Genomic DNA, 15,497 nt, shown 5'->3' with positions numbered 1-15,497 from the left:
CCAGCCCAACCAGCGTCTTCAGGCGTTGAATGCGGCATTAAGCTTCGCGGCAATGCCTGCAGCATGCTGCTTGCGGTCGAGGTTGAAGGTCTCCGCATCGCGGATTGCCGTGTTTATCTCGTCCCAGAGGTCAGCAGCCGCAGCAGCCCCCCTTGTGTCACCTGCTTCGGCCCGCGCGGTGGCGTGCTGATTGATCATATCCAGAACCGCGCGGTTGAAGATCGAGAACTGAACGTCCCGGTCGCGTCCGCTGACCGCTTCGCCAAGACGCAGTGCTTCGGCGGCGTCAAAACTGCGTTCCGCGACCAGCTTCTGCAAAACATCGGCGATTTCGGCGCCGCCAAACTGCGACAGGAGAATCGCATTGCGCACGCTGCCCTGCGCGCGCGCCGCAATCTCTTCGTCGCTGCCTGCCTCCGCCGCGCCGAACTCGCGCAGCAGGCCTGCGAGGTCGGGCGCGTCGAGTGGTTGAAGCCGAACGATCTGGCAGCGCGAACGGATGGTCGGCAGAAGCCGCCCGGGCGAATGGGCTATCAGAATGAACACCGTGCGCGGCGGCGGTTCTTCGAGGCTTTTGAGCAGCGCGTTGGCGGCGCTGACATTCAGATCGTCGGCCGGATCGACAATCACGACCCGGTAACCGCCATCATGCGTGGTCAGGGAGAGAAACCGCTGGATACGGCGGATTTCATCCACCGTAATCACGGTCTTGAATTTCTTGTCCCGTTCCACGAAGGGGCGCGTCAGGTGCAGCAGCGAGGGATGCGCGTCCTGCGCGATCAGGCGAAAGGCCTGTCCTTTGGGGTCCGGAGCGGAAAACCGGGAAGGCGCGCTCTCCGCCTGCGGGTGGGAGAATAGATGATTGGCAAGGTGAAAGGCGAGCGTCGCCTTGCCTATACCGGGCGGACCCGCAAATAGAAGGCCATGATGAAGTTTCCCGGCCTGGTAGGCTCCGGCCAGCATGTCGGCCACCCGCTGATGCCCGACCAGAATCGGGTTTTCCGAAGGCTCGGGTATGTCCGGCAGTGTATCGAAGCGCTCGGGCGCCGTCCGCTCAAGCATCAGGCCTGCCTCCGTTCGCGCCCGGTCTGTTCCCTGACCATGGCCTGTTCGACGGCGCGCTGAATGGCTGCGGTGACCCTGTCTGCCGGCATGGATGCGTCAACGACCACACAGCGCCCCGGTTCCGCCCGGGCGATTTCGAGAAATGCTTTTCTACGGCGGCGGTGCGTTGCCAGCGCCTCTTTTTCAAAACGGTCCGGCGCGTCGGTGCCGCGCCGTGCGCTGGCCCGGCGCAGCCCCTCTTCAGGATCGATATCGAGGATGACGGTCAGGTCCGGCACCATGCCGTTCACGGTGACACGCTCGAGCTCGCGCATGAAGTCGTCATCGAGATTGCCCGTGACGCCCTGATAGACGCGCGAGGAATCCAGAAATCGGTCGCACAGAACGACCGCTCCCCGCTCGATCGCCGGGCGGATCACCTGCTCTACGTGGTCGGAACGTGCGGCTGCAAAAAGGATCGCCTCCATCGCCGGTCCAAACGGCTCCGCAGCGCCTGAAAGGAGAACATGCCGGACGGCTTCGGCTCCCGAAGAGCCACCAGGCTCACGCGTGATGATCACGTCGTGTCCCTGATCACGCAGGCTGGCCGCCAGTTGCGTGATCTGAGTCGATTTTCCAGCCCCCTCGCCTCCCTCGAATGTGATGAAGAAACCGCGAGACAAGAGACCTTATTCCTTTTTCACCTTTTGTGCGGCGTCATTGCCGGACGCAACCTACTTAAAGCATCGGACCGAAAAGTGGAATCCGGTTTCCGGGTTATTCCGATGCTCCACTATTATTCTAGATCGTCCTTTGTGCGTCCGGATGGACGCACGGCGATCTATGGCATCGGACCGAAAAGTGGAATCCGGTTTTCGGATTATTCCGATGCTGCATCAATGGCCTGGATCGTTCTTTGTGCGTCCGGATAGATGCACGGCGATCCAGGCCTTCGTTTCACGAAGGTCTATGCAGATATGTGTTCTGTAAACTGCTGTTTGATGCAGGTGTACGTCTCAGGAACGGTATTTTCGCAGCCAGCCGATCAGCAACTCGCCCATTGCGTCCAGTGCCCGGTCTGGCAGGCCACCCTCCTTCACGCTTTCAGCGGCGTAGAGAGGCGTTTCCTGGCTCAGCGTGTCGCCGATCCACACTTTCAGCGTGCCGACCTGCATGCCCTCCTCCACGGGAGCCGGAATCGGTCCCTGATAGACGATGCGCGCGCGCAGCCGATCGGCATTGGTGATCGGGCGAAAGATCGCGATCGGTCCGTCAGCCCGCACGGCAAGCTCTGCCCTGTCACCTCCGAAAACCGACACCCGGCCAACCGTTTCGCCGGCTTCAAAAAGTTCGATCTTCTCAAAAGCGCGAATACCCCAGTCCAGCAGCTTGCGGGCCTCCTCGGCCCGTTCGCTCTCGCTCGACAGTCCGCTCATCGCTGCAAAGAGGCGGCGGCCGTTGCGGTTCACCGCCCCCACAATGGCGTAGCCGGAAGCCTCTGTATATCCGGTCTTGAGGCCTTCGGCGCCAATGTTCATGCGCAAAAGCGGGTTTCGGTTGCGCTGCAGGATCTTGTTCCAGGTGAAAGCTTCCTGCGCGTAATATTTGTAGAACTCGGGGTATTCCTTCTGCAGATGCATTGCCAGCGTGACGAGGTCCCGCATGGTGACGTGCTGCCCCTCGGCGGGCAGGCCCGTGGCGTTGACAAACTCGGAATCCGTCAGGCCGATTTTGCGCGCCCGCTCGGTCATCAACTGGGCGAAGTTCTCTTCAGAACCCGCCATGCCCTCCGCGATGATGATACAGCCGTCATTGGCGGATTGCACGATCACGCCCTGTATCAGCGCTTCAAGAGGCACGGAGGACTTGATCTCCGCGAACATGGTGGATGTTCCAGAAACAGCCCCGCCGGTGCGCCAGGCATGCTCGCTGACATAGAACTCGTCACTCAGGGAGAGCCGCCCGCTCTTGATCGCATTGAAGACGACCTCCATCGTCATCAGTTTCGCCAGCGAGGCTGGCGGAATGCGCTCCTCGGGATTTTTGGAGAAAAGCACCGTGCCCGTTTCAGCTTCAACGAGAAACGCCTGCTTTGCCCGGGTTTCGAAGAGTTGAGCCATGGCCGCCTGGCTTCCCAGAAGCAGCACGCAGCAGGCTAAAAACAGTGTCTTTTTGAACGCGGCAAACAAATCAACGCCCCCAAGCGCAGGAAATCTCCCTGAATCTAGCGGTATGAGAGCGTGAAAATCAACCGTTGCGGCGCAGTTAGCCGCCGGCTGACGCATCGGGCGGAAAAGCGGAATCCGGTTTTCGGACTGTTCCGATGCTCCATCCATACTCTAGATCGTTCTTTGTGCGTCCGGATGGACGCAGGGCGATCTAACGAACGATGAAAGCGTCCCCGGCACCCGTTGCCCACGCGGCCTGCAGCAGTTCGTCTATCCGGGATTGTGCATCCGGCGTTACCGACAGCGCGTAGTGAACCACACCGGCTTCGTCGGATACGGTTTCGATACGCGTTTTGCCATATGAGTCCAGTTCGCGAGCCCGCGTCTCGGCTTCTGCTTTCACCGTCCAGGTGCCGACACTCACGAAAGTGTCCGGCTCTGCGACGGGCCCCGGCAGCGCCCCTCCGTTTTGCCTGCGCCACCAGCGCGCAACGTCCTGCGAACGGGGGTCTGCGCCCTGCAGAACGCTGTCAAATGCACCCGCTGCAGCGCTGATACGCTGATCGGCATAGGAGAGTGCGGCCACATCCTGCGGGACACCCTCGAGCGGCAGCGTACGCGGACGGTCAGGGATAATCGGACCGGATGCCGGCAGTTCAAACGTTGCCGATGCGGCAACCGGCTGGGGCGGCGTCAGGCCTGGCTGGCTGGCGAAGGCATCCGCAGCCCTCACGCCCGGGAGGGTGGCGGTCGGTGTCGGGCCGTTCATCGCCACCATCACACCGGTCGGCAGGCCGTCGGAAGGATCGGGGGCCGCGCCGCCCGGCCGGTAGGAGGCCATCAGATATTCGTCATCGCGGCCTTCCAGCGGAGCAGGCCCCACATATTCGACCTTCACCTCGGCCACGCCGGCGCTCTGATAATCGAGAAGCTGTGCGGCGCGCTTTGAAAGATCGATGATGCGATTGTGCGCAAAGGGACCACGGTCGTTCACGCGCACCAGAACCGAATTGCCATTGTCCATATTGGTGACGCGCGCGTAACTCGGCAGTGGCATGGTCGGATGCGCCGCCGTCAGATGCGTCATGTCGTAGATTTCGCCATTGGCGGTCAGCCGGCCGTGAAACGCATCGCCGTACCATGATGCCGCACCGACCTTTTCATAGTCGGGGTCTTCCTTGGGGCGATACCACTTTCCCTTGATCTGGTAAGGCTTTCCGACCTGATAGCGTCCACCGCCCCGGCGCAGGTTCGATGTTTTTGTCGCGACCCGCGGGCTGGCCTTCACGCCATATTCGGATTCGGCGAAATACTCTTTGGATTTGCTTTTGCTGACGGCCACCTTCGGTGTCGTCGAATTGCATGCCGAAAGCAGTGCCGCGCATGCGGCAATGGCGATACCGGATGATAAGCGACGGACCGTCATGCGGCGCGCGACAATCGAAAAATTCATGCGCCCGCATCTCCCCCGGGCATCGAAATCTCGTTCATGATCGCGAGATATCCCCACTCATCAAAATTACCGGAAACGAGGCGTTCCAGTCTTGAACAGTACAGGATGCCCTCCGCACCCTGCCCCGAAATACCTTAGCAAGCTGTTAATCATTTGTGGCAGCAAAGGGGCAAATCGCCAAAATTGCGACAGGCCATGGCATTTCTCGTCGCTGGTTTAGTGTGACAGCGACAAAAACGCAAATGACGGCACCGGTGCCTGCCGTCACAATCACATGCGGGCCAGTTCCTCGCTCACTATCCTCTGAACCAGTCTTATGCGGGGACTCGCCTCCAGTCCCTGGTGGGTGATGAGCCAGATCGGCACCGTGATTCCGGGCAGATCGAGCGGCAGGCGCGTCACCCCGGGGGTGCGCTCGGCCACTTCGCGCAGCATGGCGGCAACACCGAGACCCTGCCGGACCATCTGCCAGACGGCGATCCCGGAGTTGGAAAGCAATCGGAAATCCGACACGCCGATGGGGATGCCCATGCCGTTCAGGTAAGCCGTGTAGCGCTCGACATCCTCTATGCCGATAAGGTCGGAATGCGCCAGTTCATCCACGCTGCGCGGCAGGCCATTGCGCTCGACCCAGTCGTGAGAAGCGTAGAAGTGCGCTTCGGTATCGCGCAGGCGCTGCCCGACCAGCCTCTCCCGGTCGGGAGCGACGTGGCGGATCGCAATATCGGCCTCCCGCCGGTGCAGATCGCTTAGATCGTTGGAGGCTACGACCATCACGCTGAGTTGCGGTGCCTCGAGCCTTATGCGGTCAAGAATTTCGGGCAGGACGTAAGCGGAAAACGTGTCCGTGGCCGAGATGCTGACCCGCCCGGTCAGTGCCTGCACGTTTCCACTTGCAGCCAGGGAAAATGCATCTGCGGCGTCGCCCATGCGCTCGATGTGCTCAAGCAGGGCTGAGCCCGTCGGGCTCAAAGACAGCCTCCGTCCAATCCGCTCAAACAGCTCAACGCCCAGCTCTCCTTCAAGGGCGATGATCTGCCGCGAGAGCGTCGGCTGGGTCAGCGAGAGATGCCGGGCCGCAGCCGAGAGCGACCCCAGCGTCGCCGTGGCGTGAAATGCACGCAGAAGGTTCCAGTCCAATGCTTTCATGCATTTACGTATATATATCGTGCCGATTTAATCAATTGTGGCGCCAGATGCATATGCTAGGCTCCGGCCGATCAATCTGGAGGCTCGCATGACGGCAATTTCGGACGCCCGTTTCTGGGACAGAACCGCCAGAAAATACGCCGCATCGGCTGTTGCCGATCCGGAAGGATATGAGCGCACGCTGGCGCGCACGCTCGGCTTCCTCCGGAAGAACCACAGCGTGCTCGAACTTGGCTGCGGCACAGGAACCACCGCCCTGCGCCTGGCGCATGCAGCCCGCTCTTACCTAGCAACTGACATCTCCGAAGCAATGATTGCCATTGCCAGCGACAGGCTGCGGGAAGCCCCCTGCCCCGGCCTGGCTTTCCGTCAGGCTGTCGCGGAGGATTTTTTGGCGGGAGATGACCGCTTCGATGTCATCCTTGGGTTCAACTACCTGCATCTCACGCGCGATCCCCGGGCCACGCTGCGCACCATCCGCCGGCTGCTCAAGCCCGAGGGGATATTCATCTCCAAGACCCCGTGCGTCGGCGAGATGAACCTGGTGATCAGGCGTCTCCTGCTGCCGGCCATGCGTGCCGTCGGCAAGGCGCCGCATGTGAGTGTTTTTTCCGTCAATGAGTTGAAACAGCTCATGAGCGACGAGGCCTTCACCATCGCCGAACTGGAAAATCACGCCAGCAAAGGTTCAACGGCCCGCCCCTTCATCGTGGCCGTGAAAGCGTAGTCGGCCGCCTCCTGGACGCGCCCCGCCCGGCGCGAACCCGCGTCCTGCGCACCATGTCCACCTGCATGCAGATCAGGCGAATTGCGCGAGGCCGTGGCCGACGGACCAGTTCTCTTTCGCGGCCTCGACGATGTTGATGAACACATCCTCCGGACGGATGCCCGGGTGTTCGCCCAGCAGGTCTGTGGCCCGCCGGAAGAACGCCTTCTTCTGGTCCGGGGTGCGCGTGTCGAACACAATGATCTGGATGTAGACCAGATCCTCGCTCCGTGCGACGCCAAACGCCGTACCATGGCGGAAGTTTGAGGCATCATGCTCGGTGATGGTCATGAACTGGTCGTCTTCCGGCACCGTAAGTGCGTCGCGCATCGCGCGGTAGAGGCTGTCGAGGATCGCCTGCCTGTAGGCTTCCGATTTTCCCGCACGCAGTGAGATGTTGAGACGTGGCATGGTGGTCCTTTCCGTGTGGTTTGAACAGGACACTAACCGTCGCCTATATATTTTGATATGGCATCGATTTTGATATCAATGATAATATATTGAAATGACGACACGCACCCTCGACATTGATTCCGTCCGCGCCTTTCTCCACATTGCGGAGCTTGGCAGTTTCACGCGCGCTGCCGAAGCCATGAGCACGACTCAGGGCGCGATCAGCCTCAGACTGAAGCGTCTGGAAGACCGGCTCGGCTGCCGGCTCATCGAGCGGACGCCGCGTTCTGTGCAGCTTTCGGCACGGGGCGCGGCCTTTCTGGAACGGGCGCGGGAGCTTATGGAAACCCATGACCGTGCGCTCGCTGCCTTTTCTTCCTCCCGGCAGAGGCTCACCATAGGCATCAGCGACCATGTTGCCGGGCCGGAACTTCCCGCACTCATTGCGCGCATGAACGCGCAGGACCCGCATTTGCTGATAGACATCCGCATAGGATCGTCGGGCGACCTGCTTCAGAGCTTCGACCGGCGCGAGCTCGACGCGGCCCTTGCCCGTCTGCATGTGGGGCGCAGCGACGGAGAGGTTATCGCTGAAGAAAAGTTCGGCTGGTTTGCATCGCCGGGCTGGCAGCACCGCGCGGGCGAGCCCCTGCCGATCGCCACAATGCCAGAGCCCTGCGGCGTACGCGCCATGGCGAGCCGGATTCTTGACGAGGCGGGCGTTGCTTGGACGGAGACATTCGTTGGAGGCGGTGTTTCGGCGGTCTCGGCCGCTGTTGTGGCTGGTCTGGGCATTGCCGCCCTTTCTCCCCGCATGCTGCCCTTGGGCGCGGTTGATGTGGGCCCCCGGCTCGGCCTTCCCGATCTGCCCCGTTTGCCGGTTCTGCTCCATTCGAGAGTTACGGACGACCGGTCCCGGGAGGCCCTCGCCGCCCTGTCCGCTGCCTTCAGGAGCGCGGTGCGAGGGTAGATTGGTGTGAAACGGATAGGCGAAAAATGGCGAGCTGGGAGTTGCAAAACTGAGAACTGCGTCTGTGCCATAGCCCCCAAGAATTGACTCAAGAGCGAGTGGCCACAACGGGGCGGAAACCGGTCACTCGTACGAAAGCGACAATCTGGTAGCTATGCGGACGAAGCTGTCGCTTGCCAATGCTGCGTGGGTGCGAGTTGGAAGCGCTTTCCCGTTTGTACCAATCTCATCTCCGCTCAATGAGGGGCCACGGCCTTTCGCCAGATACCGAACGCTACACCCAGGACAAAGAGTGATGCCAAGGCGATCACACCGATGAATGCCTCATCGAAGGCCCCTCGTGCCAGCGCTCTCAACTGTGTGGCAGCGGCATCGCCCAAGCTTTCGGAGGCCAGCAGCGCCTCGTCGAAACTGTCGGCTACCGTAGCGTCCACCCCAGCGGGTACAGTCATAGCGCGGGTGTAGAGCGCGGTCATGACACTGCCCAAGACGGCGATGCCAAGAGCGCCGCCGAGTTCAAAGGACACTTCTTCGACCGATGCCGCCATGCCGGCGTGTTTTTCGGGTGTAGACAACATGATGACACTCGACGCCGCAGTCATGCTGGCACCGAGGCCAAAGCCCATGGCCGCCAGGACAGAGAGCCAGACCACAGGCGCGCCATCGTAGGTCAGAAGGTAGACGACCAAGGCCAGCCCTGTCAGCGTCAGGGCCGAGGTCAGGACACGGGTAGCGCCGAAGTGTGGCATCGCCAACCCCGTCAGGGGGCCTGCGATGAAGGATGCCGCTGGGATTGGCAGGATCATCAGGCCTGCCTCGAGCGGCGACAGGCCGAGCACCAGCTGGAGGCGCTGGCTGAACACCAATTCGACGCCGATCAGCGCCGCTGACGCCACGAGAGCCGCAACCACGCCGGATGTGAAACGGGCGTTGCGGAACAACTCGAAGTCGATTAACGGGTGGGCGCTCCGGCGCTGGCGGCGGACGAAGGTCGCCAGCGCCAGCCCCCCGATGACAAGAGCGATGCTTGAAGCCAGCAAGGAAGGGTCACGATTGGCGACTTCTTTGATCGCATAGACCAGGCCGACCAGCCCGACCATCACCTGGGCCGAGCCGATCAGGTCGAAGGGATGGGCATTTTCGGGTCGCCTGTTGACGAGAACGAACGCGCCTGCCAGCAGCGCGCACAGGACAATCGGCACGTTGATCAGAAAAACCGAGCCCCACCAGAACCACTCCAGCATCACCCCCCCGACGATCGGCCCCATGGCCGCACCGCCGGAGGCGACCGCAGCCCAAATGCCTATTGCAAAGGCTCGCTCGCTCTCGTCGGTGAAGGTCAGTCGGATCAGCGACAGAGTGGCGGGCATCATCATCGCCGCACCGATCGCAAGCAACACACGGGCCGCGATGAGTGCCTCCGGCGTCGGCGAGAACGCTGCCACCAGCGAGGCGATGCCAAACACCGCCAGCCCCGACATGAACATGCGCTTATGGCCGACCCTGTCTCCCAGTCCGCCGAGTCCCGGCAGCAGCCCGGCGACCACCAGCGGGTAGGCATTGACGATCCACAGCTTCTCGATCGCCGTGGCTGCGAGGTCGTGGGTCAGGCGTGGCAGGGCCGTGTAGAGCACCGTCATGTCAATGACGATCAGGAACAAGGCGCTCGACACTGTGGCGAGCACAAGCCAGCGGTTGCGGGGGGGCATTTGGGCTATCCTCTTGAGACTCAGATTCGGGTTGGATCTTCTGAATGGGTCATATAATTACAGTCGCATCGTATTGAAAGGGAAAAAGATGGCCGGACGACCTCGCTCCATTGATCGCAACAAGGTTCTGGATGCCGCCGAGGCGCTCGTGATGGCCAGAGGGGCGGGCGCGCTCAGCTTCGATGCCGTGGCAAAGGCTGCGGGGATCACCAAGGGGGGCGTGCAATACGCCTTCGGCTCGCGCGACAACCTGATCCGGGCGATGATCACCCGATGGGGTGACGCCTTCGATGACGAGGTGGCCGCGCGGGCCGGGACTGATCCGTCGCCGCAGGGCCTGATCCGGGCACACCTTGCGGCAACGCGCGATTCGAACGCCGATGATCATTCACGCTCAGCGGTGATGATGACGGCGCTTGTCCAGCACCCCGATCAGTTGTCCGATACACGCGACTGGTATGAGACCCGCCTCGCTGGCCTCGATTTGGCCAGTTCGGATGACCGCAAGCTGGCACTTGCTTTTCTCGCCGGTGAAGGCGCGTTCCTGCTCAAGGCGTTGGGTCTGCTTTCCGTCTCTGAGTTGCAGTGGAAGGCGTTGTTCGAGGATCTACTTGCCGCTACAGCACCCGGTCAATCAGGTGTGGCCCCGGACGAAGACTGAGCTATTGGAATTGCGGTCGGAAACTCATCATCATTATTGGTATGACCGGCAACATTGGTCTCAGAGCAGACATTCGCTGCGATGGGTTCGGATGGCTGCTATGGGAGCGAGAGGTCATCCTGATCTTCAAGAGATCTAGGGCCGTAGCGTATGATCGGCCGTCCGTGGCGTCGGTTGGTGTGAGCGCGCAATCAGCAAAAAATGGCGGAGGGAGTGGGATTCGAACCCACGAGACGGTCACCCGCCTGCCGGTTTTCAAGACCGGTGCCTTCAACCGCTCGGCCATCCCTCCGGTCACTGTCGGGCGCTTTTACAGCTCTGCCCGGCTCTGCGTCAACTCGTTCGATCCACCTCTGTGCGAATTGTGCCTGGGACCGCGGCAAAGTGTTCTCAGGCGGCCGGAAGTGCGATTTGCTTCCCGCTGCGTGCTTGCCTAGAAATAACCTTCCAGACTCACTCAGCGCATACGCGCGAACAGGCGATCTCTTCATGGCAGACATCACCCCCGTTTTCGACGGCCACAATGACGCGCTCCTTCGACTTCATCTGAGTGGACGGCAGGACGCCGAAGAGCTTTTTCTGAATGGCATGGACCAGGGGCACATCGACCTTCCCCGCGCCCGTAAAGGAGGCCTCGCCGGCGGCCTCTTTGCGATCTTTCCCCCGCCACTTTCAAACATGAAGGTAAACGGAAAACGCCCCGAAGACGTTACCTTTCCGCAACTCAAACAGGCCGATGCCCTCGCCTCGACGCTTGCCATGGCTGCACTCCTGCAGCGTGTCGAGCGCGCTTCGGAGGGCCGTTTCGCGATCTGCCGCGACGCGGACGCGATTCGCGCGGCGATGGCATCCGGCGCGCTGGCCGCCGTATTTCATGTCGAGGGCACGGAAGCGGTCGGAGCCGATCTCGACCTGGTCGATGTTCTCCATGCCGCCGGGCTGCGTTCACTCGGCCCCGTCTGGAGCCGCTCCAACATTTTCGGCCATGGCGTGCCGTTCCGCTTCCCAGCTTCCCCCGATATCGGCGATGGATTGACCGAGGCCGGCAAGGCACTGGTGCGCAAGTGCAATCGCCTGCGCATTCTGGTCGATCTCTCCCACCTCAACGAAAAGGGGTTTCGTGACGTTCAGGCGATCAGCGACGCGCCGCTCGTCGCCAGCCATTCCAACGTTCACGCCATCTGCCCGCAATCCCGCAATCTGACGGACTGGCAGATGCGCGCGATCCGGGAAACCGGCGGACTGGCCGGGCTGAACTTCTCGGTCAGTTTCCTGCGGCCCGACGGCGGCACGAATGCGGATACGGAGTTCGACGTTCTGCTGAGACATCTGGATGCCATGCTCGAAGCGCTTGGCGAAGACGGGGTGGCATTCGGATCCGATTTCGACGGTGCACTGGTGCCGCGACAGATCGGAGACGTCACCGGCCTTCCGAAACTGATTGAAGCGATGCGCGCGCATGGTTATGGACGCGAGCTGATCGAGAAAATCGCCTGGCGCAACTGGCTGCGCGTGCTGGAACGCACTATTGGTTAGGGCAGTTCTGCGAAAAGCGGGCACCGGTTTTCCGTCCGGAGTTGCGTAAGATCAACGGGATGGAGCGCTTTTTGCGGTCCAATGAAATGCGAAAGCGCTCCGGATTCAGTCTCCGGGCCAACACAGGAAGACAAGGATGCAGCCTTCTAGGGATATCGTCGGCCTTCTCGAGATCATGAAGGCGCTACGCACGCCCGAAACCGGTTGTCCCTGGGATGTCGAGCAGGACTTCGCGTCCATCGCGCCCTATACGATTGAGGAAGCCTACGAAGTCGCCGATGCCATCGAGCGCAATGATCTCACTGATCTCCGTGATGAGCTGGGCGACCTTCTGCTGCAGGTCGTGTTTCATGCCCGCATGGCGGAAGAAGAAAACCAGTTCGATTTCGGTGACGTGGTGGAGGCGATTACCCGCAAGATGATCCGGCGTCATCCGCACGTGTTCGGTGATGCAGAAGCCCGCAGCCGGGGCATGGCAAAGGGCATGTGGGACGAGATCAAGGCGCAGGAGAAGGCCGAGCGGCTCGCACGGCGACGGCAGAACGGCAGCCCTGCCGAACCTGTCGCTTATCTGGATGAGGTGCCGCGCGCCCTGCCCGCGCTCATGCGCGCGCACAAGCTCCAGCAGCGCGCTGCCCGAGTCGGTTTTGACTGGGGGCAGGCCGGGCCGGTTCTCGACAAGATCGAAGAGGAAATCGGCGAGCTGCGCGAAGCCCTTCAGGAACGGGACGACGTTCATACCGCGGAGGAGTATGGCGACCTTCTGTTTGCCGTCGTCAATCTGGGGCGGCATCTGGGGCATGATGCAGAGGCCGCGCTCGCCCGCACCAACGACAAGTTCCGCAGGCGCTTCGATTTCGTCGAACGTGAGCTGACAAAGGCAGGGCGTTCGCTTGACGAGGCGAATCTCGCAGAAATGGAAACACTCTGGCAGCGCGCAAAAACCGAAGCGGACTGATCGGCTTTCAGAGTCGCAAAGCCCTTTTCTTTCAGACGGATAGAGCCTTTACCTGGAGGTTTTGTTTCCAGAAAGCTGCTCCTGCACCTCCTGCCTTGCGGTTTCCGTCATCCGCACCTTGAGGGAGATGCTGCCATCGTCATTGTTGCTGCGCTCGACAACTTCGCCGTTGCGATAAATCCAGTCGAGAAGCGACATCCGGTCGGGCGGAAGCTCGATGGAAGTCATGACGACCTGGCCTGAAATGCGCTCTTCAATCAGCGCCAGAAGGTCTGAAATGCCCTCGCCCGTGATCGCGGAGATCGCCAGCGGCGCGTCGCTTGCGCGCGTCCCCTCCAGCAGCGCGCGGCGGCGCTCCGGGTCCAGGCTGTCGATCTTGTTCCAGACCTCCAGAACCCGCATCCGGTCCGCCGCATCGACGCCCAGGTCGCCAAGGATGGCTTCCACATCCATGGCCTGGGCCGCCGTGTCGGGGTCAGAAATGTCGCGCAGATGCACGATGAGGTCAGCCTCGATCACCTCTTCAAGCGTGGCGCGGAACGCCGCCACCAGATGTGTCGGCAGATCGGAAATGAAGCCGACCGTGTCGGAAAGAATGATCGTTGTGCCATGTGGGAGCTGCACCCGGCGAAGGGTCGGGTCGAGCGTGGCAAAGAGCATGTCTTCGGCAATCACGCTTGCGCCCGTCAGCCGGTTGAACAGCGTCGATTTTCCGGCATTGGTGTAGCCGACGATTGCGACAATCGGGAACGGAACCTTGCGGCGCTTGGCCCGGTGAAGGTCGCGCGTGCGGCGGACCTGTTCCAGATCTTTCTTCAGGCGCATGATGCGCTCCTGAAGCTGGCGCCTGTCGGCCTCGATCTGGGTTTCGCCCGGTCCGCCCATGAAGCCACCGCCACCACGCTGCCGCTCCAGGTGGGTCCAGCTGCGCACCAGCCGGCCACGCTGATATTCCAGATGCGCGAGATCGACCTGAAGCCGCCCTTCCTTGGTGCGCGCGCGGCGGCCGAAAATTTCGAGGATCAGACCCGTCCGGTCGAGAACCTTGGCCTTCAGCGCCTTTTCGAGGTTGCGCTGCTGAACCGGCGTGAGCGGATGATCGATGATCACCACCTCGACGGCCTCTTCTTCGACCCGCGCGGCTATTTCCTCGAGTTTTCCCGTGCCGAGCAGCGTTGCCGGGCGTGGCGTGCTCACGCTCACGATCTCTGCAAAAGCCACATCGAGATCGATGGCTTCGGTGAGACCGATCGCCTCTTCATGGCGTGCTTCGGCGGCACGCGAAGAGGCCGCGCTGCTTTCGGCAGCCCGGCGTTCGGATGTGAGAACAGGCGATATGACAGCGGCCCGGGTGGGATCGGGCTCGATGGTCAACCGATCGTCACCGCGCGCTGCTTCGGCTGGCTTGCGTGTGTCGGCCAATCAGGAGTCCCGATTGCTTTCCTCGGCGTCGTAAAGCTGAACGGGCTGGCTCGGCATGATCGTCGAGATCGCATGCTTGTAGACGAGCTGCGAATGTCCGTCGCGGCGCAGGAGCACGCAGAAATTATCGAAGGAAGTAACAATGCCTGTCAGCTTGACACCGTTGATGAGAAAGATCGTGAGAGGATTCTTGCTCTTGCGAACGGTATTCAGGAACAGGTCCTGCAGGTTTTGAGTTCGTTCCGCCATTTTTGGTCTTTCACCCATTCGCTGCCTTGGAGCAGCCAGTAGCGCAAATATGACACGCTCCTGTCAAGAAAGTCTGCGACAGAGACTGCGTGATCAATTGATGCCAGTCGTCGCCCGTTATACCGAGCCGCATCATCATGCGCGTTGGTTAACAGCTAGGACTTTTTTCCGCAATCGCAAAAAACGCCTCTCGCAGGGACCGCGCGACAGTCCCTGGATGCCCATTGGCCACGGGTTTGCCGTCGATGCTGACCACCGGCATGACCACACTGGTCGCGCTCGTCACGAAGGCTTCACGCGCGCTCTGGGCTTCTTCAACCGAGAATGCGCGCTCCTCGACCTTGAGACCGAGATCGTCGGCGACCTTCATGACGGTCGCCCGGGTTATCCCGCGCAGAATGCCGAAATCGGCCGGCCGCGTTACCAGGCCGCCATCCGCGGTAACGATCCAGGCATTGGTGGACGCGCCCTCCTTGACCGTTCCGTCCGGATCGACGAACCAGGCCTCCTGCGCACCGGCGTCGACCGCCGCCTGGCGTGCAAGAACGTTTGGCAGAAGGCCGATCGTCTTGATGTCGACCCGCTCCCAGCGGTTCTCGGGGACGGTGATCACCGTCATCCCCTTTTCGGCCTTCTTTGCCGCGGCTTTCGGGTCCATGCGCTTGGCCGTTACCACCAGCGCGGAGCGAACCGGCGTGGTCGGGAAGGCATGATCACGCGGTGCGACACCGCGCGTGACCTGCAGATAGACCATACCGTTGTGAACATGGTTGCGGCGGATGACCTCGCGCATGATGAACTCCAGCGCCCCGCGCTCCACCGGCCAGTCCATGCGAAGCTCGCGCAGCGACCGGTCGAGCCGGTCCAGATGCCCCTTCATGTCGATGATGAAACCGCGGGAAATCTCGCACACCTCATAAACGCCGTCGGCGAGCTGATAGCCACGGTCCTCCACGTGAACCATCGCGTCACTGTGATTCGCATAACGCCCGTTCACATAAGCAATGCGTGGCATGTCT

Annotated in this window: 15 protein-coding genes and 1 tRNA gene; 5 read left to right on the top strand and 11 right to left on the bottom strand. The window is 61.5% G+C overall.

Features of this window, described 5'->3' with window-relative positions; all coding sequences use genetic code 11:
* Window positions 1-18: 18 nt before the first annotated feature.
* The 5 genes from BLW55_RS01900 to BLW55_RS01880 form a co-directional block, all read right to left on the bottom strand.
* Window positions 19-1,062 (bottom strand): DNA polymerase III subunit delta', encoded by a 1,044-nt coding sequence (locus BLW55_RS01900; RefSeq protein WP_090326357.1) that lies wholly within the window; start codon window positions 1,060-1,062, stop codon window positions 19-21.
* Window positions 1,062-1,727 (bottom strand): dTMP kinase, encoded by a 666-nt coding sequence (gene tmk, locus BLW55_RS01895; RefSeq protein WP_007009860.1) that lies wholly within the window; start codon window positions 1,725-1,727, stop codon window positions 1,062-1,064. The genes BLW55_RS01900 and tmk overlap by 1 nt, the downstream gene beginning before the upstream one ends.
* Before the next feature lie 333 nt (window positions 1,728-2,060).
* Window positions 2,061-3,164, bottom strand: a complete 1,104-nt coding sequence (locus tag BLW55_RS01890; protein WP_052017416.1) for a D-alanyl-D-alanine carboxypeptidase family protein — start codon at window positions 3,162-3,164, stop codon at window positions 2,061-2,063.
* 259 nt (window positions 3,165-3,423) lie between these two features.
* A complete protein-coding gene (locus BLW55_RS01885) occupies window positions 3,424-4,665 on the bottom strand; it encodes a septal ring lytic transglycosylase RlpA family protein (RefSeq protein ID WP_090326352.1) in 1,242 nt (413 codons plus the stop codon).
* 270 nt (window positions 4,666-4,935) lie between these two features.
* Complete coding sequence (locus tag BLW55_RS01880; protein WP_177175001.1) at window positions 4,936-5,814, bottom strand: LysR family transcriptional regulator; 879 nt, start codon at window positions 5,812-5,814, stop codon at window positions 4,936-4,938.
* Between the two features lie 88 nt (window positions 5,815-5,902).
* Here BLW55_RS01880 and BLW55_RS01875 point away from each other — a divergent pair, with 88 nt between their 5' ends.
* Window positions 5,903-6,541: a class I SAM-dependent methyltransferase gene (locus tag BLW55_RS01875; RefSeq protein WP_090326348.1), complete on the top strand. Its 639-nt coding sequence runs from the start codon at window positions 5,903-5,905 to the stop codon at window positions 6,539-6,541.
* Between the two features lie 72 nt (window positions 6,542-6,613).
* Here BLW55_RS01875 and BLW55_RS01870 read toward each other — a convergent pair whose 3' ends face one another.
* The gene (locus BLW55_RS01870; RefSeq protein WP_090326346.1) at window positions 6,614-6,991 is read right to left on the bottom strand and encodes a tautomerase family protein; all 378 of its coding nucleotides are present in this window, start codon (window positions 6,989-6,991) and stop codon (window positions 6,614-6,616) included.
* 94 nt (window positions 6,992-7,085) lie between these two features.
* Here BLW55_RS01870 and BLW55_RS01865 point away from each other — a divergent pair, with 94 nt between their 5' ends.
* Window positions 7,086-7,943 (top strand): LysR family transcriptional regulator, encoded by an 858-nt coding sequence (locus BLW55_RS01865; protein WP_090326343.1) that lies wholly within the window; start codon window positions 7,086-7,088, stop codon window positions 7,941-7,943.
* A 236-nt stretch (window positions 7,944-8,179) separates the two neighbouring features.
* On the opposite strand, the gene BLW55_RS01860 is transcribed toward BLW55_RS01865, so the two are convergent.
* Window positions 8,180-9,652, bottom strand: coding sequence for an MFS transporter (locus BLW55_RS01860; protein WP_090326340.1), 1,473 nt, complete (start codon window positions 9,650-9,652; stop codon window positions 8,180-8,182).
* 88 nt (window positions 9,653-9,740) lie between these two features.
* Between BLW55_RS01860 and BLW55_RS01855 the strand changes: the two genes are divergently transcribed.
* A complete protein-coding gene (locus tag BLW55_RS01855; protein WP_090326337.1) occupies window positions 9,741-10,313 on the top strand; it encodes a TetR/AcrR family transcriptional regulator in 573 nt (190 codons plus the stop codon).
* A gap of 202 nt (window positions 10,314-10,515) precedes the next feature.
* Here BLW55_RS01855 and BLW55_RS01850 read toward each other — a convergent pair.
* A tRNA-Ser gene (locus tag BLW55_RS01850) sits at window positions 10,516-10,605 on the bottom strand.
* 197 nt (window positions 10,606-10,802) lie between these two features.
* Between BLW55_RS01850 and BLW55_RS01845 the strand changes: the two genes are divergently transcribed.
* Together BLW55_RS01845 and mazG are read left to right on the top strand one after the other, a co-directional pair.
* Window positions 10,803-11,849 carry a dipeptidase gene (locus BLW55_RS01845; protein ID WP_090326335.1) on the top strand — a complete coding sequence of 349 codons (1,047 nt, stop codon included), beginning with the start codon at window positions 10,803-10,805 and terminating at the stop codon, window positions 11,847-11,849.
* Between the two features lie 136 nt (window positions 11,850-11,985).
* On the top strand, window positions 11,986-12,807 hold the full coding sequence (gene mazG / locus BLW55_RS01840) for a nucleoside triphosphate pyrophosphohydrolase (RefSeq protein WP_090326332.1): 822 nt from the start codon (window positions 11,986-11,988) through the stop codon (window positions 12,805-12,807).
* 48 nt (window positions 12,808-12,855) lie between these two features.
* Here mazG and hflX read toward each other — a convergent pair whose 3' ends face one another.
* The 3 genes from hflX to BLW55_RS01825 form a co-directional block, all read right to left on the bottom strand.
* Window positions 12,856-14,181, bottom strand: coding sequence for a GTPase HflX (gene hflX, locus BLW55_RS01835; RefSeq protein WP_244509151.1), 1,326 nt, complete (start codon window positions 14,179-14,181; stop codon window positions 12,856-12,858).
* Window positions 14,182-14,229: 48 nt separating this feature from the next.
* Window positions 14,230-14,478: an RNA chaperone Hfq gene (hfq, locus tag BLW55_RS01830; protein ID WP_007007454.1), complete on the bottom strand. Its 249-nt coding sequence runs from the start codon at window positions 14,476-14,478 to the stop codon at window positions 14,230-14,232.
* Window positions 14,479-14,626: 148 nt separating this feature from the next.
* Complete coding sequence (locus tag BLW55_RS01825; RefSeq protein WP_007007453.1) at window positions 14,627-15,493, bottom strand: D-amino-acid transaminase; 867 nt, start codon at window positions 15,491-15,493, stop codon at window positions 14,627-14,629.
* Window positions 15,494-15,497 lie beyond the last annotated feature (4 nt).

The organism is Nitratireductor aquibiodomus, assembly GCF_900105565.1.
Lineage (GTDB): Bacteria > Pseudomonadota > Alphaproteobacteria > Rhizobiales > Rhizobiaceae > Nitratireductor > Nitratireductor aquibiodomus.
Note: the sequence above shows the minus strand (reverse complement) of the source record. Positions and strands in the feature narration are given on the sequence as shown.